16 protein-coding genes and 2 pseudogenes are annotated in these 19,712 nt (G+C 67.3%); 8 read left to right on the top strand and 10 right to left on the bottom strand.

Going from position 1 to position 19,712, the window contains the following annotated elements; all coding sequences use genetic code 11:
- Nucleotides 1-30: 30 nt before the first annotated feature.
- Both ACGVWT_RS00090 and ACGVWT_RS00085 read left to right on the top strand, forming a co-directional pair.
- On the top strand, nucleotides 31-1,356 hold the full coding sequence (locus ACGVWT_RS00090) for a PQQ-binding-like beta-propeller repeat protein (RefSeq protein ID WP_116462333.1): 1,326 nt from the start codon (nucleotides 31-33) through the stop codon (nucleotides 1,354-1,356).
- A 234-nt stretch (nucleotides 1,357-1,590) separates the two neighbouring features.
- Nucleotides 1,591-2,778: a DUF2252 family protein gene (locus ACGVWT_RS00085; protein ID WP_315462291.1), complete on the top strand. Its 1,188-nt coding sequence runs from the start codon at nucleotides 1,591-1,593 to the stop codon at nucleotides 2,776-2,778.
- Between the two features lie 8 nt (nucleotides 2,779-2,786).
- Here ACGVWT_RS00085 and ACGVWT_RS00080 read toward each other — a convergent pair whose 3' ends face one another.
- Nucleotides 2,787-5,258, bottom strand: a complete 2,472-nt coding sequence (locus ACGVWT_RS00080; protein WP_315462292.1) for a TonB-dependent receptor domain-containing protein — start codon at nucleotides 5,256-5,258, stop codon at nucleotides 2,787-2,789.
- Nucleotides 5,259-5,380: 122 nt separating this feature from the next.
- Between ACGVWT_RS00080 and ACGVWT_RS00075 the strand changes: the two genes are divergently transcribed.
- Entirely contained in the window at nucleotides 5,381-6,100 is a 720-nt protein-coding gene (locus ACGVWT_RS00075; RefSeq protein WP_315462293.1) for a response regulator, read from the top strand.
- Nucleotides 6,097-7,470 (top strand): HAMP domain-containing sensor histidine kinase, encoded by a 1,374-nt coding sequence (locus ACGVWT_RS00070; protein ID WP_315462294.1) that lies wholly within the window; start codon nucleotides 6,097-6,099, stop codon nucleotides 7,468-7,470. Before ACGVWT_RS00075 ends, ACGVWT_RS00070 begins: the two co-directional genes overlap by 4 nt.
- Before the next feature lie 124 nt (nucleotides 7,471-7,594).
- Here the strand turns inward: ACGVWT_RS00070 and ACGVWT_RS00065 are convergent, their stop codons facing one another.
- The 6 genes from ACGVWT_RS00065 to ACGVWT_RS00040 all read right to left on the bottom strand — a co-directional run bounded on the left by ACGVWT_RS00065 (nucleotide 7,595) and on the right by ACGVWT_RS00040 (nucleotide 13,509).
- The gene (locus tag ACGVWT_RS00065; RefSeq protein WP_315462295.1) at nucleotides 7,595-7,990 is read right to left on the bottom strand and encodes a DUF4189 domain-containing protein; all 396 of its coding nucleotides are present in this window, start codon (nucleotides 7,988-7,990) and stop codon (nucleotides 7,595-7,597) included.
- A gap of 162 nt (nucleotides 7,991-8,152) precedes the next feature.
- Nucleotides 8,153-9,022, bottom strand: coding sequence for a hypothetical protein (locus ACGVWT_RS00060; RefSeq protein WP_315462296.1), 870 nt, complete (start codon nucleotides 9,020-9,022; stop codon nucleotides 8,153-8,155).
- Between the two features lie 121 nt (nucleotides 9,023-9,143).
- On the bottom strand, nucleotides 9,144-9,710 hold the full coding sequence (locus ACGVWT_RS00055) for a porin family protein (protein ID WP_315462297.1): 567 nt from the start codon (nucleotides 9,708-9,710) through the stop codon (nucleotides 9,144-9,146).
- Between the two features lie 84 nt (nucleotides 9,711-9,794).
- Nucleotides 9,795-12,068, bottom strand: coding sequence for a TonB-dependent receptor (locus ACGVWT_RS00050; RefSeq protein WP_315462298.1), 2,274 nt, complete (start codon nucleotides 12,066-12,068; stop codon nucleotides 9,795-9,797).
- Nucleotides 12,034-12,993: a FecR domain-containing protein gene (locus ACGVWT_RS00045; RefSeq protein ID WP_315462299.1), complete on the bottom strand. Its 960-nt coding sequence runs from the start codon at nucleotides 12,991-12,993 to the stop codon at nucleotides 12,034-12,036. Before ACGVWT_RS00045 ends, ACGVWT_RS00050 begins: the two co-directional genes overlap by 35 nt.
- A 3-nt stretch (nucleotides 12,994-12,996) precedes the next feature.
- Nucleotides 12,997-13,509, bottom strand: a complete 513-nt coding sequence (locus ACGVWT_RS00040; RefSeq protein ID WP_315462300.1) for a sigma-70 family RNA polymerase sigma factor — start codon at nucleotides 13,507-13,509, stop codon at nucleotides 12,997-12,999.
- Between the two features lie 282 nt (nucleotides 13,510-13,791).
- Between ACGVWT_RS00040 and ACGVWT_RS00035 the strand changes: the two genes are divergently transcribed.
- Nucleotides 13,792-15,060 carry an MFS transporter gene (locus ACGVWT_RS00035; RefSeq protein ID WP_315462301.1) on the top strand — a complete coding sequence of 423 codons (1,269 nt, stop codon included), beginning with the start codon at nucleotides 13,792-13,794 and terminating at the stop codon, nucleotides 15,058-15,060.
- A gap of 16 nt (nucleotides 15,061-15,076) precedes the next feature.
- Nucleotides 15,077-16,201 (top strand): metallophosphoesterase, encoded by a 1,125-nt coding sequence (locus ACGVWT_RS00030; RefSeq protein WP_315462302.1) that lies wholly within the window; start codon nucleotides 15,077-15,079, stop codon nucleotides 16,199-16,201.
- Nucleotides 16,202-16,793: 592 nt separating this feature from the next.
- On the opposite strand, the gene ACGVWT_RS00025 is transcribed toward ACGVWT_RS00030, so the two are convergent.
- Entirely contained in the window at nucleotides 16,794-17,186 is a 393-nt protein-coding gene (locus ACGVWT_RS00025; protein ID WP_315462303.1) for a VOC family protein, read from the bottom strand.
- Between the two features lie 11 nt (nucleotides 17,187-17,197).
- A complete protein-coding gene (locus tag ACGVWT_RS00020; protein WP_315462304.1) occupies nucleotides 17,198-17,497 on the bottom strand; it encodes a helix-turn-helix transcriptional regulator in 300 nt (99 codons plus the stop codon).
- Nucleotides 17,498-17,561: 64 nt separating this feature from the next.
- Here ACGVWT_RS00020 and ACGVWT_RS00015 point away from each other — a divergent pair, with 64 nt between their 5' ends.
- Entirely contained in the window at nucleotides 17,562-18,449 is an 888-nt protein-coding gene (locus ACGVWT_RS00015; protein ID WP_315462307.1) for a PhzF family phenazine biosynthesis protein, read from the top strand.
- Nucleotides 18,367-18,864: pseudogene (locus ACGVWT_RS00010) on the top strand (Rid family detoxifying hydrolase). Before ACGVWT_RS00015 ends, ACGVWT_RS00010 begins: the two are co-directional and overlap by 83 nt.
- Before the next feature lie 559 nt (nucleotides 18,865-19,423).
- On the opposite strand, the pseudogene ACGVWT_RS00005 reads toward ACGVWT_RS00010, so the two are convergent.
- A pseudogene (locus ACGVWT_RS00005) lies at nucleotides 19,424-19,612 on the bottom strand (LysR substrate-binding domain-containing protein); the annotation flags it as partial.
- Between the last annotated feature and the right edge of the window lie 100 nt (nucleotides 19,613-19,712).

Below are 19,712 nucleotides of genomic sequence, written 5' to 3'. Positions count from 1 at the left end.
CCGCCGCACGATAGAGAAGGCCTCGCGCAGATGAAGACCACCATTCGTGCCTCGGTTGGCATTGCGGCCCTGATGGCGTTGTCCGCCTGCGGCGTGTTCAAGGGCGCGCCCAAGAAGACGCCGACCGTCGGCCAGCGCGTGCCGATCCTGACGTCGGAGAACGGCATCGAGGCCGATCCGTCGATCGCCGACATTCAGGTGACGCTGCCCGCCCCCGCCGCCAACGCCAGCTGGTCGCAGCCGGGCGGCAATGCGGCCAAGTCGATGGGTCAGCTCGCGCTCGCCGAAACCCCGTCGCGTGCCTGGGAAAGCCGGATCGACGGTGGCTCGGTGCGTGAACGGCTCGCCGCCGCGCCGGTGATCGTCGACAACAAGCTGTATATCGTCGACGTACAGGCACAGCTGCATGCCTTTGCTGCCGATACGGGTGCCAAGCTGTGGAGCGCGAGCGTCGCGAGCGGCGATGCAAACCGCCCCGCGCGCTTCGGCGGCGGTGCCAGCGTCGAGGGCGGCCGCGTGTTCGCCACCGACGGCCTGGGCGACGTGGTTGCGTTCAACGCTGCGGACGGCAAGGAAATCTGGCGCGCCAAGCCCGGCGGCCCGCTGCGCGGCGCGCCGACGCTGGCCAACGGTTCGGTCTATGTGCTGAGCCAGGACAATCAGATCTTCGCGATCGACCAGAACGACGGCAAGGTGCAGTGGGCGCAGTCCGGCACGCTGGAGACGCAGGGCGTGTTCGGCGTCGCGGCCCCCGCGGCAAGCCAGGGCACGATCGTCGCCGGCTTCTCGAGCGGTGAGCTCAACGCCTATCGCTACGAAAACGGCCGCGTCCTGTGGGGCGACGCGCTGTCGCGCACATCGATCACCACCTCGGTGTCGAGCCTGTCGGACATCGACGCCGATCCGGTGATCGACAACGGCCGCATCTTCGCGGTTGGCCAGGGCGGCCGTATGGTCAGTCTCGACCTCGCGACCGGCCAGCGGTTGTGGGAACAGAATTTCGCCGGCATCTCGACGCCGTGGATCGCGGGCGACTGGCTGTTCGTCGTCACCGACAACGGCCGCCTCGTCTGCCTCGCCCGCTCGAACGGCAAGGCGCGCTGGATCGCGCAGTTGCAGCGGTTCAAGAACACCAAGAAGCAGAAGGGCCCGCAGGTCATCTGGTTCGGCCCGGTGCTGGCCGGCAACCGCCTGATCCTGACCAATTCCCTCGGCCAGATCGTCTTCACCTCGCCTACCGATGGCAGCATCGTGAACACGATCGACACCAAGGACAGCTTCGCGCTGCCGCCGGTGGTGGCGAACGGCACGCTCTATACGGTCGGCCAGTCGGGCAAGGTGACGGCGTTCAAATAAGCGCTGCCTCCCGGCGACGGGCGCATGGAATGACAGGGACGCCGCGGCCGCCAGAGGCCCGGCGTCCTTTGTCTGTCTAGCGAGACCATAAAGGATGCGCCGCAGCATCGCTCCCATGGCGCGCATTCGCATCCGGAACTGCTAAAAGCACCAAATCGGGCCAGCAATCTTTTGTCACTTTCGGGCGCGCCCGGCGTTGTGATGGGGTCTTCCCTGTCGAGGTCCTATCCGTCCATGCCGCATCCCTCTGATCGCACTGCCGTTCTCGAATCCCGACGGACGTTGAAGATGGCGCGATCGGCCCATGCCTATGTGCGGGGCAATACGGCGAAATTCTACGAATGGCTGGCGGCGTCCGATGCGGCGCGGCGCGTGCCCGAAGGGCCGGCGGTGTGGATCTGCGGCGACTGCCACCTCGGCAATCTGGGGCCGATCGCCAGCGGCGACGGATCGGTCGCCATCCAGATCCGCGATCTCGACCAGGCGGTGATCGGCAACCCCGCGCACGATCTGATCCGCCTTGGCCTGTCGTTGGCGACGGCCGCCCGCGGCTCGGATCTGCCGGGTGTCGTCACGATGCGGATGATGGAAGCAATGGTCGATGGCTATGCCGCAGCGATCCACGATCCGACCAGCGGCGACCCCGGCGTCGAATCCGACACCGTCCGCAGCGTCGAACGTGAGGCCCTGGGCCGGCGTTGGCGCCATTTGGCAAAGGAACGGCTGGATGCGGTGGAGCCACGTATCCCGCTCGGCAAGAAGTTCTGGGAGCTGGCGCCCGAGGAACGCGAGGCGCTGACCGCGCTGTTCGCCGACGAGCGCGTCGCGGCGATGATCCTCTCGCTGAAGGGCAAGCCGAAGGATCGCGAGGTCCGGCTGGTCGATGCCGCTTATTGGATGAAGGGGTGCAGCTCGCTGGGCCTGCTGCGCTATGCGGCGATCGTCGCGCTCCGGACGCGCAAGGGTAATTGGTCCTATGCGCTGGTCGACCTGAAAGAAGCGACCGCCCCCGTCGCCCCGGCGGCGCGCGGTGCGGCGATGCCGCGCGACCCGGGCGAGCGGGTCGCCACGGCCGCCCGCCACCTGTCGCCCTATCTCGGCGCGCGGATGATGCCGGTCCGGATGCTTGACCGGTCACTGTTCATCCGCGAATTGACCCCGCACGATCTGAAGCTGGAGGTCGAACAGTTCAGCCGCAGCGAGGCGATCCGCGCCGCCCGCCATCTCGCCTTCGTCGTCGGCACGGCCCACGCCCGCCAGATGGACGCCGCCGCGCGCGCAAACTGGATCGCCCAGCTCGGATCGAGCCGGCATGGGCAGCTCGACGCGCCCTCATGGCTGTGGGAAAGCGTCGTCTCGCTCTCCGGCAGCCATGAGGCGGGCTACCTCGACCACTGCCGGCGGTACGCGCTGGCGGCGTAGCCGATCGCCTATAGCGTCTTGCGCAGGCTGAAGCTGACCGTCCGCCCCAGCGGGTCGAGATAGGTCGGCTGGTAGCTGAGCGGTGTCGCGCCCAGCCGATCGCGGACCTGCGGCCGGGTGTTGAACAGGTTCGTCACCCCCAGCGAGGCGCGCGTCCCCTTCAGCCACGCCGGCGCATTCTTCCCACCGAACCGATCGGCGAGATTGGCGAACAGATTGACGTTTACCGTGGCGAAGCTCGGGAACCGCAGATCGCCCGCGCTGCCCGCCCCCTGCAATGTCGTGCCGCTCTGCCACGTTGCCGTGACCCGCGCCCCCAGCCCCCGCTTGAACACCCCCGCCTGTGCCTCGACTTCGTGGCGGCGGCGCCCGCCGCGCAGGTCGATCGCACCGCCATCCAGCAAATTGAGCGTCGGCAGCCGGTCGTTCAGCACGATCGCATCCTGCAGATACCAATTGTGGTACAGGCTGACGAACAGCCGGCTCCGCAGATTGTCTCCGGCGCGGGCCATGGCGCTGCCCGGCTCCGCGCGCGTCATGATGGCGCCCGGGTTCGCCCGCATCGCCTCCGCCTCGCTGCTGTACACCCGCATCCGGGCCGCCTGGAATCCGGAAGGCACCGCACCGAGCGGGCGCGTGAAATTGATGCCCCAGCGCAATTGCCGTTGGCGGGATTCGGCGAAATTGAGCGGCCGCCCGTCAATCCCGGTCAGCCGGCCGCGATCGTCGCGGGTGAACCGCCCGGGAAAGGCCGCCTCGATATCGGGCGTCACGATCGGAAAGGCGGCGATGGGACGATCGATCCGCGTCGCGACATAATCCACGCTGAAGGTCAGATCCTTCTGCGCCAGGGGGCGGACGTTGACGCCCAGCCGGACGACGTGGCGGTCGTCGCTGCGCAGGGCAGGATTGCCGCCCGACACGCGGGTGACGTCCACCACCTCCCGCCGCCCGAGGTCGAATATCCGGATGTTGGGCGTGACGAGCGTGGGGCCGCCGAGCTGCTCCAGCGTCGGCGCGCCCTCCTCATGCGTGGCGGATGCGATCATGCTCACCGCGGGCACGGGTGACCATGCGAGGCCATAGCCGAACGTCCGCAGCGTCCCGACGTCCGACAACCGCTCCAGCGCGACATTGGCGTTGAGGCTGAGCGTACCCAAGGGCGACGGCGAATCCGGCTTTCGACTGAAAACCGGCAGGGCGATGTCGATCTGCGCTGCCCCCCGGTTGCGCGCAAGATCGCCGATCTGCGTGACGCCGCCGATCGACGACCAGCTGTCTAGCCCCCGGAAGGCGACGCCCGCCTGCACGCTGGCCGACAGCGGCCCCGCCGGAAGCTCTGCGATCGGACCGTTCAGCAGCAGGTCGACACCGGCGAGCGTATCCACGAACCGCGCCGAATCACGCCGCCCCATGCCGCCGGCGACATCGGTGCGGAGGATGCTGCCGATGCGATCGTACGTGCCGGTGACGGTCCATTGCCACTGCCCTTCCCGACCGCCCAGCGTCGTGCCGAGATGCGCGACCGACCGATCGCCATCCCGCCGCAGCACCCCGTCACCGTCCCGTCCCAACAGGCTGAGGCTCTGGCTCGACTCGAAGCGGCCGTTCAGCGTCGCGGTCGAATCGCCCGACATCCGGCCACTGATCAGGCCGTTGACCGCAACCTGTTCGGTTTCGGGCAGCTGGGTCCGCACCCGACCCAGGTCGGACACGCCACCGATCTGGACGATACCCCGATCGCTTTCGCGCAGCATCGCGGCGCGATTGTACGTCGCCCCCAGGCTGACGCGCGTATCGCCGCGCAGCGCCAGATAGTCGGCACTGCCGATCGCACTGTCGCGGCCGCCCTCGGTCGGCGCGACATAGCCGAGCTGCCCCACGCGCGACCGGAAGTTCGCGAAGGTCACGATGTTCACGACCTTCTGGTCGGCGCGATAGCCATATTGGAGCGCGAGTTCCTCGGGGAACACCTCCATTCGCTCGATCGCCTCGGTGGGAATGCGCGCGATTTCCGAAAAGTCGGAGATGCGCCGGCCATTGAGCAAGGTCACCGGCGTGCCGTCGCCGCGCCCACGGTTGCTCGTCACCTGCGGCCCCAGCGCCTCGAGCAGCGCGCCGATCGAATCCGCACCATAGGCCCGCAGATCGACCGGGCTGAACGTGCGCTCCGGGGGCAAGTTGCCGACCACGGAGCCCCGCGGCTTTTGCGCAGCGACGACGATATCGTCCGGCGCATGCGCCGGCGGTTTGTTGAACCCGGGCGGCGGGTTCTTGCGGAACCGTTCCTCCAACTCCCGCTGGAGTTCCGGCGGAAGCGGCTTGCCGTCCGCGCCCCGAAACTCGATCCGCGGCCCCGCCTTGGTCGCGGGCTTCGCCTCTTGCGCGGGCGTGGGCGGCACAGGCGCCTCCTGTGCCGCGACACCGCTTGCCGCCCCCCCCGTCAGCAGCATCGCCGCCCATCCGTGCCGAACCGTCACACCGTTCCTCCCTCGCTGGTGTCGTGGAGCGGCATGGAAGCGGACGTACGTAGCGTGGCGATGGCGGGCCGGTAGCCGCGGCTGATACGCAAATGCTACACAGCGCTGCTACGACGGTCGGCATGGAGTCCGCGGCCATCGCCCCCAGTACGATCCTCGTCGTCGATGACGACGCCAGCATTCGCGATGCGATCGCCGACTTTCTGGGCGGCCATGGCTATGCGGTGCGCACCGCGCGCAATGCCGCGGCCTGCGATCACGAACTGGCCCAGGCGCCCGTCGATCTGATCGTGCTCGACGTGATGATGCCGGGCGAGGACGGTCTGTCGCTCTGCCGCCGCCTTGCCCCGGCGGGAACGGCGATCCTGATGCTCAGCGCGTTGGATGCGGTCACCGACCGGATCGTCGGGCTGGAGGTGGGCGCGTGGGACTATCTGACCAAGCCGTTCGAGCCGCGCGAGCTGCTGGCACGAGTCCGCGCGCTCTTGCGCCGTCCGGGTGCGGAGCGCGCCGATGCCGGTACGAACGACGGTGTCAGCTTCGCCGGCTGGTGGCTGGACATGGAGCAGCGGCGACTGCGCGATCCAGCCGGACGCCCGCTGGCACTCAGCGAGGGCGAACATGCCTTGCTGGCGGCATTCGTCCGCCGTCCCGGCCGCATCCTGACGCGCGATGCACTGCTGGATCTGGCCCGTGGCCTCGACGCGACGTCCTATGATCGTGCGATCGACATTGCGGTCAGCCGCTTGCGCCGTAAGCTGGGGGATGCCGATCCTGCGCCCCTGATCGAAACGGTGCGCGGCGTCGGCTACCGGTTTCTGCCCACGGTGCGGCCGGCGTGAAGCGACCGCTCAGCGCACTTGTCTCGATCGGCGGGTTCGGCGTCGCGGTGGCGACACTGAGCGTCGCGACGACCGCGGCGATCGTCATCCTCGCGCCGCAACCGCCCGCACCGCGGTTCAGTGCGGCCGAGGCGGTCGCCGCGTTGCGCCGGCCGATGCCCGGCTTTGACCGACGCTGGCGTGGCGACCCGCCGTCGGGCACGCGCGTGCCGATGCTGGAAGGGCTGATCGCCAGCGAGCTGGGCCGATCGCCGGGCGATATCCGGGTAACCTGGCCCGATGGTACGCGCCGGTCGAACATCATCGTCCAGCGGACGACCGTCACGCACGTCCCCCCGCCCGGGGCGACGACGATACCGCCGTCCATCGTCCTGCTGCGGCGGGGCGGTACGCGGTTCGAAATGGTGACGCCCGCGGCGGCGAGCGGAGTGGTACGCGCCGCGCTGATCGGCATGCCGATGACGGCCTTCGCGGCGAGCGTGAGACAGGCCGACGGACGCTGGCTGACCGTATCGGCGACGCAGCCGTTACTCGGCGGCTGGCAGAGGAACATCCTCATCGCGCTGGGCGTCAGCCTGCTGCTGCTGGCCCCCCTCGCCTGGATTTTCGCCCGGCGGATGACGCGGCCGTTTCGTATATTGGCCCGTGCGATCGATCATGACGATACGATCGCACGCCTGCCCGGCGGCCCCCGCGAGTTGCAAGAGGCGGCGGCGGCAATCACCTCGATGCGCAACCGGCTCGCCATCGAAGCGGCCGAGCGCGCGCGGATGCTGACCGCGATCGCGCACGACCTGCGGACCCCCCTCACCGGGCTGCGCCTGCGCGTCGAAATCGCGCCCGAGCCACAGCGATCGCGCATGGTCGCCGATGTCGATCGCATGCAATCGATGATCGGTGAGGTGCTGGCCTTCGCCCGCGACGCCGCCGCCCCCGCCGAGATCGTCGAGGTGCGCTCATTGGTCGCCGGGATCGTCGCGGACGCGCGCGACGCCGGAGCGAGCCTCCGCCTGCTGCCCGGCGACGATGCCTGGGTACGCCTACCCGAACCGGCCTTTCGTCGCGCGGTCGAAAATCTGGTGCGCAACGCGGCCGATTATGCGGGCGGCGGCGATGTCGCGGTGCGGCAGGCCGGCGCCGCCGTGCTCGTGTCGGTCACGGACACAGGCCCCGGCATTCCCGTGGCAGATCGCGAGCGCCTGCTGCTGCCCTTCGAACGGGGCGATGCCTCGCGCAATCGCGGCACGGGCGGGGCGGGCCTCGGCCTCAGCATCGTCCACGACTTCGCCGCGCAGCACCGCGGCACCTTCACGCTGGACGAGGGCCCGGACGGCGGCACGATCGCGACGCTGCGACTGCCCTCCGCCTGAGCTGTGCCGCCGCCGCCCTGCTCGACGCCCCGATCGCGGCGAGAGAGACGGCGCCATCCGGGGCATCAGACGTGGTACAGCGCTCGCCCGACGGCACTAGCCGGCAGCCGCCACGCCACCGCGCTCAATCGTCGTAGACCCACTCAGACCATTTGACGACATTGTGGTGGCTGCAATTGACCAGCTGGACCGTGCATTGCTTCGTGTTCCAGTCGGATTCGCACGAATGGCGGACATGGGCGATCGCTTCGTCCTGCGTGCTGCCGGTATCGACGCTGTCATGCCCCACCACCGGCCGGCCGGCCTCCACGGCGCGGGCGACCGCCGCGCATTGGTTTGTGTACGACAGCATCAGCTGACACGCCGACCCGCCATTCTGCCGGCAATTGTCGAGCACCCCGTCCTGCGCCTCGCGCTTCGAGGGATATTGATAGCTGCCGAACCACACGCCCTTGCCCTTGTCATAGGCGATGGCGCCGAACGCGCGGTCGATCCGGTGGAAGCCTTGCAGGCGCGGCACGGGCGGTCCGCAGTTCGGACTCCCCTGGGGGACACCGTTGCAGATGAAGGGCGGCCGCACCTGCGCGTCGACCCGTGATATCGGCGACAGACCGAGAGCGATCGCCGGCACCGCCAAGGCCATCGTCCCCCAGAGCACAGCACGGCGTTGGGCTAGCATGTCCTACAGCCCCAGCGCGTTGCGTAGCCCGCCAAGGCTCCGCTTCTTCGGCTTCTCGGGCGGCGTATCGGTGGCGGCGTTGCTTTCGATCTGGGCGCCGGGGCCGCAGCGATGCTGCTTGTCCAGTTCGGCCCCCACGACACCGCCGGCCGCGCTGGCGGCGACCGCACCCTGCCCGCCCCCGCCGATCTTGCTGCCGAGCAGCCCGCCCAGAGCCATGCCATAGGCCGCCTTCATGCCGCCGTTGACGGTCTTGGAACAGTCGGTGACGTCGCGCGCCTTGGAGGTGTGAACCTTTGGTCCCGTCCCGCCGGCGGCGGACGCGGTCGCCTCGCCCGTCGCCGCCCCGGCCGCGCTCTTATCGACAGTCACTTCGTAAATCGTCGTGCGGTCCGGCCCCTCGAACAGATGGAGCATCACCCAATCGTCCCCGCGCTGGGCGACGATGACGCGCATCCGGTTGCCGAACAGGCCGTCGGCGAACCCGTCAGGCGCGACGCGATCGGACAGGAAGATCAGCCGACCCATGTCCTTGCCGCAGGCCACGCTGCCGGTGCAGTCGAACACGGTGCGATAGCCGGCGCGCTGCAACAGGCCGGTGTAATAGCGCCCCACCGCCAGCGTCGGCACCGCCGTGGGCGTCGCATAGTCGATATGGGTGACCCGCCCCTCGAGCGTCCGCACGCTCCGCGTCGTCGTCGCATCGTCGATACGGGCGATCGGCAGGACCACCTGATCCTCCGCCGGCGGCCGGTAGTTCTTGATCGCGGCGCCGGCATAGCGCGGCAACAGCGGATGATCCTCGCCGGGCACATCGGCCCAGGCGGTCGAGGCCGTTGCGGCCAGTACGAGGGCGATAGGAATGAACCGCATTCTGATCTCCTGCGTCAGGAATGGACCAAATGGCTGTGTTGCCCGTATAGGACGGATTGATCCAGATCAACTGCCGATGTGGCCTTAAAAGCAGCGCGTCCGCTCACCGGACGGAACGGCATCAGAACCGGAAGCCGAGGCCGACCACCGCCTGATGCCGGTCGTAGCCGCCATCGTAGTTGGCGTAGCGATATTCGGCCTTCAGCGTCGTCCGATCGCTGACGTGATGCTCGACGCCTGCGCCAAGGCGGAACCCGTCGACCGTGCCGCTCGTCGTCTGGCGCGCCGCGAATGTCTGCTCGACATTGGTATAGCCCACCTTGCCATACAGCAAAGTCGCAGCGCCGATCGGCGTTCCGACACGCCCTCCAACATAAGCGTCCCGCCCCGCCTTCACGCACAGGCTGCTATTGCCGCCGCTCGTCGAATAGCTGACGTTGCATTGGCGGTTCGACGACCCGGTCAATTCCCCCTCGACGCCGACGACCAGACCGTCCCGCTGCCAGTCATAGCCGATCTGGCCGCCATAGACCGCACCGGCGCTCCAGTCGCTGTAGCGGTTGGCGCCATCGACGCCGGCGATCAGCGTGACGCTGCCCCCCTCGAAAGGCCGGGCCACGCGATCCTGCGCGGCGGCAGGCACCGCGCCGATCAGGGCCAGAATCGAAAGGGCGGCAGTTAATCGCATCGTCATTCCTTCGTGTTGATCGTCTCGCACGATCGCATCGACGGGCTGACGCGAAGGAACCGCAGTCCGGGTCGCGAATTTTTTCTATAAGCGCCGGTTGGCCGAAAGGGTCAGGGTGCGCGGACGATAAGGCGTATAGTAGCGCGCGGTCGTCGCGGCGAAGGGATTGCCGAAGGCCAAGGTATCGGCTCGCACGCCGGTCAGATTGTCGACGTCGAGCGCCAACGTCAGCCGGTGAGACTGGCCGACCACACCGAACCGCCCGATGACGCGGGGTGGCATCCGCCGGTCGCCGGGGCGATCCAGCCCCAAATGCGTGGCGCTAGTCAGCTCGGCGGACAGACGCGGCACGACCTGCCATCCGCCCAAGGTCTGCACCCGAGACACCGCCAGCCGCGCCGACAGATCGGGAACCAGCGGCAGATAGCGGGAGGGGTCGTCGCGGCGCCGCGGGCGCTGCGCAACCCCGCCCGCCGCGATCCGCCAGCCCTTCATAGCCTGCCAGTCGACGCTCGCGTCCAGGCCGACGATGCTGGCGCGCCCCGCGTTGCGCGTACCGATCCAGCCTTCGGGACGCAGATAATCGGACTGGATATCGCTCCACCGGGTCAGGAAGAGATTGCCGTCGATGCCCAGCCGCCCGCCGAGCAGTCGCATCCGGCCGCCGAGGTCGAGCGCGCGCACCCGATCTGCCGCGTAGCGCCGCGTCGCACCGTCGTCGGTGTTCAACCCGCCCGGACGATAGGCCGTGGCAAACCGGGCATAGACGATCCGCCCCGGATCGGGGGTGTAGGATAGTGAGACGTTGGGCGTCACCCCGATCTCAGCCGGTGCGCGGCCGACCGCGCGATCGATCCCGAAACTGTCGTTGCGTGTTCCCGCTCGAAAGACCCGGACGCCAAGCCCCAATTGCCAATGCTTCATCAGCGTCGCCGACCCGTCGGCGAACACCGCCGCCTCAGTCACCTCGCGGCTGGCGGCACCGCGGCGCGTGACGATCCCGTTGCGCGCCAGCCCGACCAGATCGCCTTCGGTCCGTGTCGACAGGAACGCGGCACCCGCCACCCAGACGAGCCTCCCGCTCTCCGCCGAGTTGACGCGGATTTCCTGATCGACCACGCGCAGCATCCGGTCGTTGTAGATCGCGACGGGCACACCGGGGGCGAGGACGCCACCGTCGTATCGCTGGCTTTGGCTCTGCGTCGTCAGCCCGGTCGCGACGGTCAGCCGCAGAGGTCCGATCGGGCCCGTGATGGCCCCTTGGTAATGGGACAGGCGCGCCTGATACGGCTCCGCGGTCGGCACGTTGCGGCGATACGCGTCGGCGCGATCAACATAGGACGTATCGCGGGCATCGATCGCCTGACGCGCCGCGCTGGCGTCGATCAACCATCCCCCGAAGGGAGCCACGCGAAACGCGATCCGCGCGCCGCGTGTCGACGTCCGGTTGAGATTGCGGCGACCATCGTCATCGTCGATCCAGCCGGGATCGACCGCGCCATAACCGACGATGCGCAACCCCAGCCGATCGCGGATCAGCGGCACATCGACGACGCTTTGCCCGAACGGCCCGATGCCGCCGCCCGCGACCCCGGACAGGCCGACGCCCACGTCCGCTTCCACCCTATTCAGCACCGGCCGGTTGGTAACGATCCGATACACGCCGCCCAGCGCGCCGGTCCCATATAGCGGCCCCTGCGGCCCCTTGAGTATCTCGACGCGCGCGACATCGACCAGCCGCAGGGCGGGATCGGCACCATCGAAGGCGATGCGCGCATCGTCCAGCTGGACACTGACCGGCGACTGGCTGAAGCCGTTGAAGACGCTGTCGGCGATACCGCGCAGGAATAGCCGGTCCGCGCCTGGCCCCGCCCCCGTCAGCGTCAGGCCGTCCACCGCACGTGCGACGTCACGCGTCGTGCCGACCACGCCGCCCCCCACCATGCCCGGGCGCAGGATTGCAACCGGGGCCGGAATGGTGGACATGCCCTCGTCGCGCTTGCGGCCGGTCACGACGATGTCGGGCGGCGGCGCTTCCTCGACGGGCGCCGTCGCAACCGGCACCGCGCGGGGGCGCAAGCGATAGGCCTGCGGCGCCACGCGCACCGCTTCCCACCCGAGCGGATCGAGCAACCGCGCCAAGGCGTCCTCTGCGGTCATCCGGCCGCGCACCCGCACCGGCGCCAGACGTGGCAGCGCACCATCGCGCGCGATCGAGATCTGCGCCTGCTCCGACAGCTGCGTCAGCGCCGCGGTCAGATCGCGCGCGTCGATATTTAGCCGATAGCGTCCGCTCTGCGCCGATACCGGCGCGGCGGCGATGCTAACGAGTAGTGCGATCGGCCAAATGTATCGCATCACCGTCCACCCGCAGTGCCAGCCCCGTCAGCGCCGCGAGAGACTGCGCCATCCTCCGCCCGTCGCCTTGCGCGATCACCCCCGAAAAGCGGCGCTCTGCCACGGCGCCGTCGACCGTCACCGCCGTTCCGCTCGCCCGCGCGATATCCGCGACGACGAGGCCCAGCGGGACGTCGTCGTACACCAGCGGCCCGCTCCGCCATCCGCCGACCGTACCCATGTCGATCGATCGTAGCACGCCGCGATCCTGACCCTGGATTGTCAGCGCACGGCCCGCCACCACCGCCGTCGCGTCGCCGCGATCGGGCGACGATACCGCAACCTCCCCCTCGGCCACTGCGACCCGCACCACCCCCTCGCCCATCGCGATATCGAACCGCGTGCCGACGTCGCGGATCGTGTAGCGGCCCGCTCGAACGGTCAGCGGCCGGCCGGCATCGTGGCGGACATCGAAAAACGCGCTCCCGTCCAACGTCAGCGCCTGCTCGCGCGATGCCGGCACGCGAAGCAGGCTGCCGGGCGCCAGGATGGCGCGCGACCCATCGGCCAAATGGATCGTCCGCACCTGTCCGGGACCGGTGCGATAGGCGATGACCGCCGGCTCGCCGCCTCGCCGCCCCTGGTAGAGCAGGAGCACGACTGCCGCGATCACGACGGCAGCGATCGCGCTCCAGGCGCCCCAGCGCGGCATACGCCGCCCCAGCGTCTGATCGGCCGGCCGAGGATGCAGCGCCGATCCCGCCGCGTCGATGCGATCATCCAGCAGTGCCATGGCATCATAGGCATCGCGATGCCGCGGATCGGCCTCCAGCCACTCGGTGAAGGCCGACCAGTCCATGTCGTCATCGGCTTGCGCCAGATGCCAGCGCGCCGCCGCTTCGTCGATGTCCGCGCTCATGTCGTCCAGACGCCGCCCGTCCACCATTCCTCAGTCCTTCAGGGCGCGGCGCAAATGCACCATCGCCACCGCAATGTGTTTTTCGACCCCGCTCCGGCTGATCCCCAGCCGCGCGGCGATCTCCGCATGGCTCAGCCCGTCAAACTTATGCATCCGAAAGGCCCGCCCCGCCGCCTCGGGCAGCGCGGCGATCGCCGCGGCGAGCCGCGCCGTCTCTTCCCGTTCCACAATCTGTTGGTCCACGCCGGGGGTCGGGTCGACCGGCTCGTCTCCCGTGCCGCCACGCTCTACCGCCCACGCGCCATCGCGCACGATGCGCCGCCGCCGTGTCCGGATGATGTCGAGCGCGACGTTCTGGGCCGCGCGATACAGATAGGCGCGGGGATTGGCGATGGGGCCGGTCGCGCCGCCATCCAGTCGCAACCACAATTCCTGCATCGCGTCCTCCGCCAGCGCCGGTTCGCCCAGGCGAGCCGTCAGGAAACGCAGCAACTCGGGCCGAAGCGACGTATAGACGTGGAGTAGCCCGGAACTGGGAAGCAAGCCGATACCATCTTCGTTGCGATTGTGCCGCGACGGGCATGGACCACCGTGATCCGCAGCAACCGCGCCGTTCATCGCCGCACCGGCGACGCTATGCAACCCTGCGGCTTGGTGACCGGCCACTTCGTGCGGCGCCGCCGCAGCCGATGGGTCATGACACTCCGGCATGCCGCGGCGCGTACTGCTGCGCCTGCTCCAGCCATTGTTATCTGATCTAAATCATGTCCGACGCGGATATTTCAAAGTGTTGCTGTGTTGGGGCCGCACGATCTGGAGGCGGCGATGGCAACGACGGCAGGTACGATTACAACGCCCTCCAGTGACGGCGCAGCCGATCGCAAGCGCGCGACAGGCGCGCTGGCGGCACTCAATTTCTTCATGGCGGACATGCAGGCGGGCATCGGCCCGTTCCTCGGGGTCTTCCTGCAACAGCGCGGCTGGCAGTCGGGGCCGATCGGCACCGTCATGACCGCCGGCGGTGTCGCGGGCATGCTGTTCACTGCGCCAGCGGGCGCGTTCATCGATCATACGACGAAGAAGCGGCTGGTCGTCGTCGTCACCGGCATCTGTACCGTTCTCGCGTCCTTCCTCATCCTCTGGTCGCAGGCCTGGGCGGTCGTGACGGTCAGCCAGGTGGCGACCGCGATCGCCGGCGCTGCGATCGGCCCGGCGGTCGCAGGGATGACGCTGGGCGTCGTCCGGCAAAAGGGCTTCAACGCGCAAAACGGCCGCAACCAGGCGTTCAACCACGCCGGCAACATGATCGGCGCCGGCCTGTCGGGGTGGCTGGGGTGGAAGTTCGGCATGCCCGCGATCTTCTACCTGTCGGCCGCCTTCGGCGTGCTCGCGATCATCTCCGTCCTCTCGATCCCCGAACGGGCGATCGACCATCAGGCGGCGCGTGGCCTGGAAAAGGGCGACGAAGGGCAGGATGGCGGCAAGGCCGAAGGCTTCAAGGTGCTGATGCGCAACAAGCCGATGCTGATCCTGGCGCTGGCACTCGCCTGTTTCCACCTCGGCAACGGCGGGATGCTGCCGCTGTATACGCTGGCGGTCGTCGGTGCGGGCCAGGGCAATCCGGCACTCTTCACCGCGACCACGGTCGTCGTCGCGCAGGCGGTGATGATCGCCGCCAGCATCGTCGCGATGAAGGTCGCGGCGGGACGCGGTTATTGGCTCGTCCTGCTGATTTCGTTCGCGGCGCTGCCGCTGCGCGGGTTCCTTGCAGGCACGGTCATCCAGCACTGGGGCGTCTGGCCCGTGCAGGCGCTCGACGGCATCGGTGCAGGTTTGCAGAGCGTGGCGGTGCCGGGCCTCGTCGCCTGCCTTCTTAAAGGCACCGGCCGCGTCAACGTCGGCCAGGGCGCGGTGATGACCGTGCAGGGTGTCGGCGCCAGCCTGTCGCCCGCGATCGGCGGGTGGATCGCGCAGGCCTTCGGCTATCGCGCCTGTTTCTTCATTCTCGGCAGCTTCGCGATCGCCAGCCTTGCGCTGTGGATCGGCTTTGCCGCCACACTGCGCCCGGCCTGCGCCGGCACCGATCAGGACTAGGCGAAAGGACGATCCGATGGGCAATTCAATCTGCTGGGCGCATATCGGCGACCTGCACCTCGATGAGGCCGACGACTGGCAGGGCCTCGGCCGGCTGGAGGGGATCGTCGATCAGGTTAATCGCGTCGCCGACGGGATCGACTTCGTCTTCGTTCCCGGCGACAACGCCAACCACGGCACGCCCGACCAATATGCGCGCATGATGGCCGCGCTGGCCCCGCTCCGTACGCCATGGCGGATCATTCCGGGCGACCATGATTTTGAGCCCGGCGATCTTACCCATTACGACGCCGCCATCCCCGCCGCTAATCGCCCGGAGGCGGAGACGATCGCGGGCTATCGCTGCCTGTTCCTCGACGTCATATCGGCCGGTGCGGGCGGCCCCGACTTCCGCGTAACCATGCACCACCGCAACCGCCTGGCCGAGGAACTCGCGCGGGCCGAGGCGGCCGATCAGGTACCGCTGGTCTTCATGCACGCCTATCCCGGCGACCTGGCCGCCGATGGCGATAGCATCGCGCGCACCTTCGCCGACGCGCGTGTCGCCTTCGTCGATACCGGCCACACGCATTACAACGAACTGCTGAACGACGGCCGCGTCATTTACGGCGCGACCCGTTCGACCGCGCAGATCGAGGAGGATGCCGGCCGCGCGGGCTTTGCGATCGTGTGCGTCCATGGCCGGGTGCCCAGTTGGCGCTTCCGTCGTCTCGACGCCGCTTGGCCGCATGTCCAGATCGTCAGCCCATGCGACGCGCGGCTGGTGACGCGGCCCGCCGATCCGCATCAGGTGCCACGCCCCGGCGCAGTCACCGTCGTCGCGCGCATACTGGGCGCGACCGCCGATGCGACGGTCGAGGTGCGCATCGACGACGGCGCCCCCGTCCCCATGCATCGCGCCGACGACGGACTATGGCAGGCGACCGTTTCAGTCGAAGAGGCCGGCGCGCACGCCGTAACCGTGATCTGCGGCGACCGTCACGACCGGATCGACCTCCTCGTCCGCAGCGAACAGGACATCCCCAAACGCCGCCTCCACGCAGGCCTCGGCACCGACGCCCACGCCATCGGCGCATGGCCGATCGCCGGCATCGACGGTCTACAGTTGGGTCCTAACAAAAACGGCGGACCACCGGACTGATGAGGTGTTCTACCGAGACGGCATGAAAGGTGGTCGAACATTATCGGCGAAAGTAGAGATTAATGGCGGAGAGGCAGGGACGACAATTCTATCGCCAAGCAAAACAGACGTTGATGCTTTTATATAGATTTTAAAGAGCAGCCCACATGCCGGCCCACAGCGCGCTGATGTTTCTATGAGTGGCCACCTTCCGCCGCGCGCATCCAAGTCGCATGGTCCAGAAAGGAAAACACTTTTATGATAGGTTAGCCGGAGGAAAAGGTAGCATGCAAACCCTTACGCAGAAAATAGATCTGCTGAAACACTTCCGGGATTCGGCCGCTCGTGGATGTGAAAGCGCTTAGATGGCTAAACGGCGCATCACCGGCACGAAAACGGCGGCAATTGCGACAAATCCGCCATCTACCGAGGCCAAGCCAAACGGCGGGGCAATGGGCGTTTCGATCGGTTTGTCGATTGTCGGTCTTGTTTGGATGAAGAGAAGTCGTGGCCGTTGCGCTTAAACTAGCGGACTCTGCCGAGGGCTTCGGCACCCCTTATCAAAATTCCCACTCCCGATCGCGAAAAGCGAAAGCAAACCGATTCGCAAAACTCACCCGCGATGCACGACATGAACCTTGTTACCGTCGGGATCGCGCAGGTAGGCACCGAAATAGTTGGGGCCATAGTTTGGGCGCGGACCCGGCGGCCCTTCGTCCGCGCCGCCCTGTCGCAGCCCGCCGGCATAGGCATCTTCGACGGCTTTGGGCGAAGGAGCCAGGAACGCCACCATACCGCCGTTGGCGGCGGAGCAGGGACGGCCGTCGTACGGCCGATAGGTGTAGAAGCGGGGAAGGTTCACGCCCGGTATATGCCAGCATCGCGACGGCGGTCCCCCATCCGGCACTACGTCTCGCTGAACCAGTCCTAACGGTGCCAGCACCGCATCGTAGAAGGCTGCGGCGCGATCGAGATCGCTCACCCCGACCGTGACATGGCTGAACATCGACACCCCTTTCAGATCGTGCTCCCGATCGACGCAATCGTGGCGAGCTTTTCATCGTTGCGTCGGAAGAAGGTCCATTGCCGGATGCGCTTGGCAGTCACGAGGGCGCTCGCCTGTAGCACTCGCATATGCTCGCTTAGCGTCGAGGCGCTCACGCCCAGCTTGTCCGTGATGAACTGACCGCACACGCCATCCTCCACCAGATCGCCGTCGCGCTGCGGTAGGAATTGCGCGACCGGATTACGCACCCACCGGAGGATTTGCAGGCGGCGTTCGTTGCCGAGGGCCCAAAAAAGATCGGCGTCGCTCATTGATCGTCGGTTTGCCAATCAACGAATGGCTGTCAATCATGTGGCGAATCGTAGCAGGACCGCCATGCCTACCTTGCCCTTCTTCACCGCCGACGTGTTCACGACGACCCGCTTCGGCGGCAACCCGCTGGCGGTGGTTATGGGCGGCGAGACGCTGGACACGGCGACGATGCAGGCGGTCGCGGCCGAGTTCAATCTGAGCGAGACCACTTTCGTCCTGCCGCCCTCCGATCCGGCGCACACGGCGCATGTCCGCATCTTCAACCGGACTGCCGAGATGACGTTTGCCGGGCATCCGATGGTCGGCACGGCCTTCGTCCTCGCCCGTCGCGATCCCACCTTGGACGAGGCGACGTTCGAGATCGCGGCCGGACTCGTTCGCATACGGATTGCGCGGGACGAAGCCGGCACCGCAATCGGCGCGGCCATCACGACGCCGCAGCCGCTGACGATCGGTGAAACGTTGCCGCCCGAGCTGATCGCCGGCGTCCTGCGGCTCGATCCCGGCGATGTGGTGACGACGACCCACCCGCCGATCGCCGCCTCGAACGGCAACACCTACGTTATCGCCGAACTGACTGCCCACGCCTTGGCCCGTTGCTCGCCGGACATCGACGCCTTCCGGGCAGCACTGTCGGCGCATCCGCAGCAAGGCAATCGATTCTCAGTCCACGTCTATAGCCGTGAAGGTGATACGCTGCGCGCCCGCATGTTCGCGCCGCTGGTTGGCACATGGGAAGACCCGGCGACCGGCAGCGCCAACGCCCCGCTCGCTTGCCTGCTGCTGTCCCTCGACGCTGCGAGGGAAGCGGCGACGTTCACCATCCATCAGGGGGTAGAAATGGGGCGGCCCAGCCTTCTCGAGGTCGATGCACAGCGCACGGCGGCCGGGATCATGGCGACGCTGCACGGCTCTTGCGTGCCCGTCATGGCGGGAGAGATCAGCCTGTGACGACGTATCGGATCGAGCCCATATCGCTTCGCGACAATCGAACAATCGGCCCTATTCCGACACCGTGAGGATCGGCAATCTGCGGTTCCTGTCGGGCAGGATTGGGCTGGACTATAGCAATATGACGTTGGTCGAGGGCAACATCGCCGCCCAGACCCGCCAGTGCCTCGCCAACATCGCGGACGTTTGATCGCTAACAGGCAGCTGCCTCGATCGCGTCATCAAAACGACGATGTTCCTGACCACGATGACCGACTTTGCAGCTATGAACGAGGTGTATGCCGAAGTCTTCGCAGAGCGGAGGCCGGCACGCTCGACGGTAGCGGTCGCGGGCTTGCCAATGGGAGCAGAAGTCGAAATCGAGATTGTTGCCGGCGTTGGTTCCCGATTAACAACCGCCATCGAGACCACATGAGCGTCCTCGGAATCGATCGACTTCGGAAATCTGGTTCGATCTCGCATTTGGCCGGAAATGATGCAGGTCGCTATACAGTGCCATGACCAACTGCCGCGGCGCCCTTGCCAATGTTTGCCATTGCTGAGACGCCGGAAGAGTGGATCTCGCCGCTGAGGCAATCGCCGAAGCGGGGCGTCGAAGCGTCCAGATCGTCTGTTTTGCAGAGTGCTACATCCCCGGTTACCGCTGGCGGACGGATACGTTACCTCCGCTTCTCTGCCGTTTCTCGCAGACGCGTGGGAGAGGGTCGGCGCTGCGGCAAGATCGGCGGGTATCTCGGTCATCTTGGGCGCTGAGCGGCCCACCGAACAGGCTGGTAGCCCCGCTGTATTGGCGCATTGCGGTGCTTGGGCAGTGCGCAAGTCGCAAATATCTTGAAAACCTGACGCAGGTAATCGTCTGAGGTCTCAGCGTCAGCAAATCGGACCCAATTCTTACGGTTCAACAGTATGTTTGAGGCATCTTAATCTAGACATTCGTTCCCCACTCCACGAGACGGCATGCCACAGTAATTTTTTCAGCCGACTTCGCGCGCCAAGTCGATCAGGGCCTTGAATGCGGCGGAGGGATTACGCCTGCTGGGATAATATAGGCTCAAGCGCGCGAGCGGCGGCGTCCACTCCTGAAGAATTCGGACAAGCCGGCCCGCTTCAATGTCGGCGCGCACGTCGGACTCCATGAAATAGCCGATCCCCACTCCCTCCAGATGTCAATCGGCGTCCAAAAAGGACCCCCTATCGGCGTGCAAAAGGGACCCCCTTCGTCGAGCAGCGTAACGGGTATGACGGGCGCACTGTTCGTGCTGG

The sequence above is a fragment of the Sphingomonas sp. S6 genome (genome assembly GCF_043498045.1).
GTDB lineage: Bacteria > Pseudomonadota > Alphaproteobacteria > Sphingomonadales > Sphingomonadaceae > Sphingomonas.
Note: the sequence above shows the minus strand (reverse complement) of the source record. Positions and strands in the feature narration are given on the sequence as shown.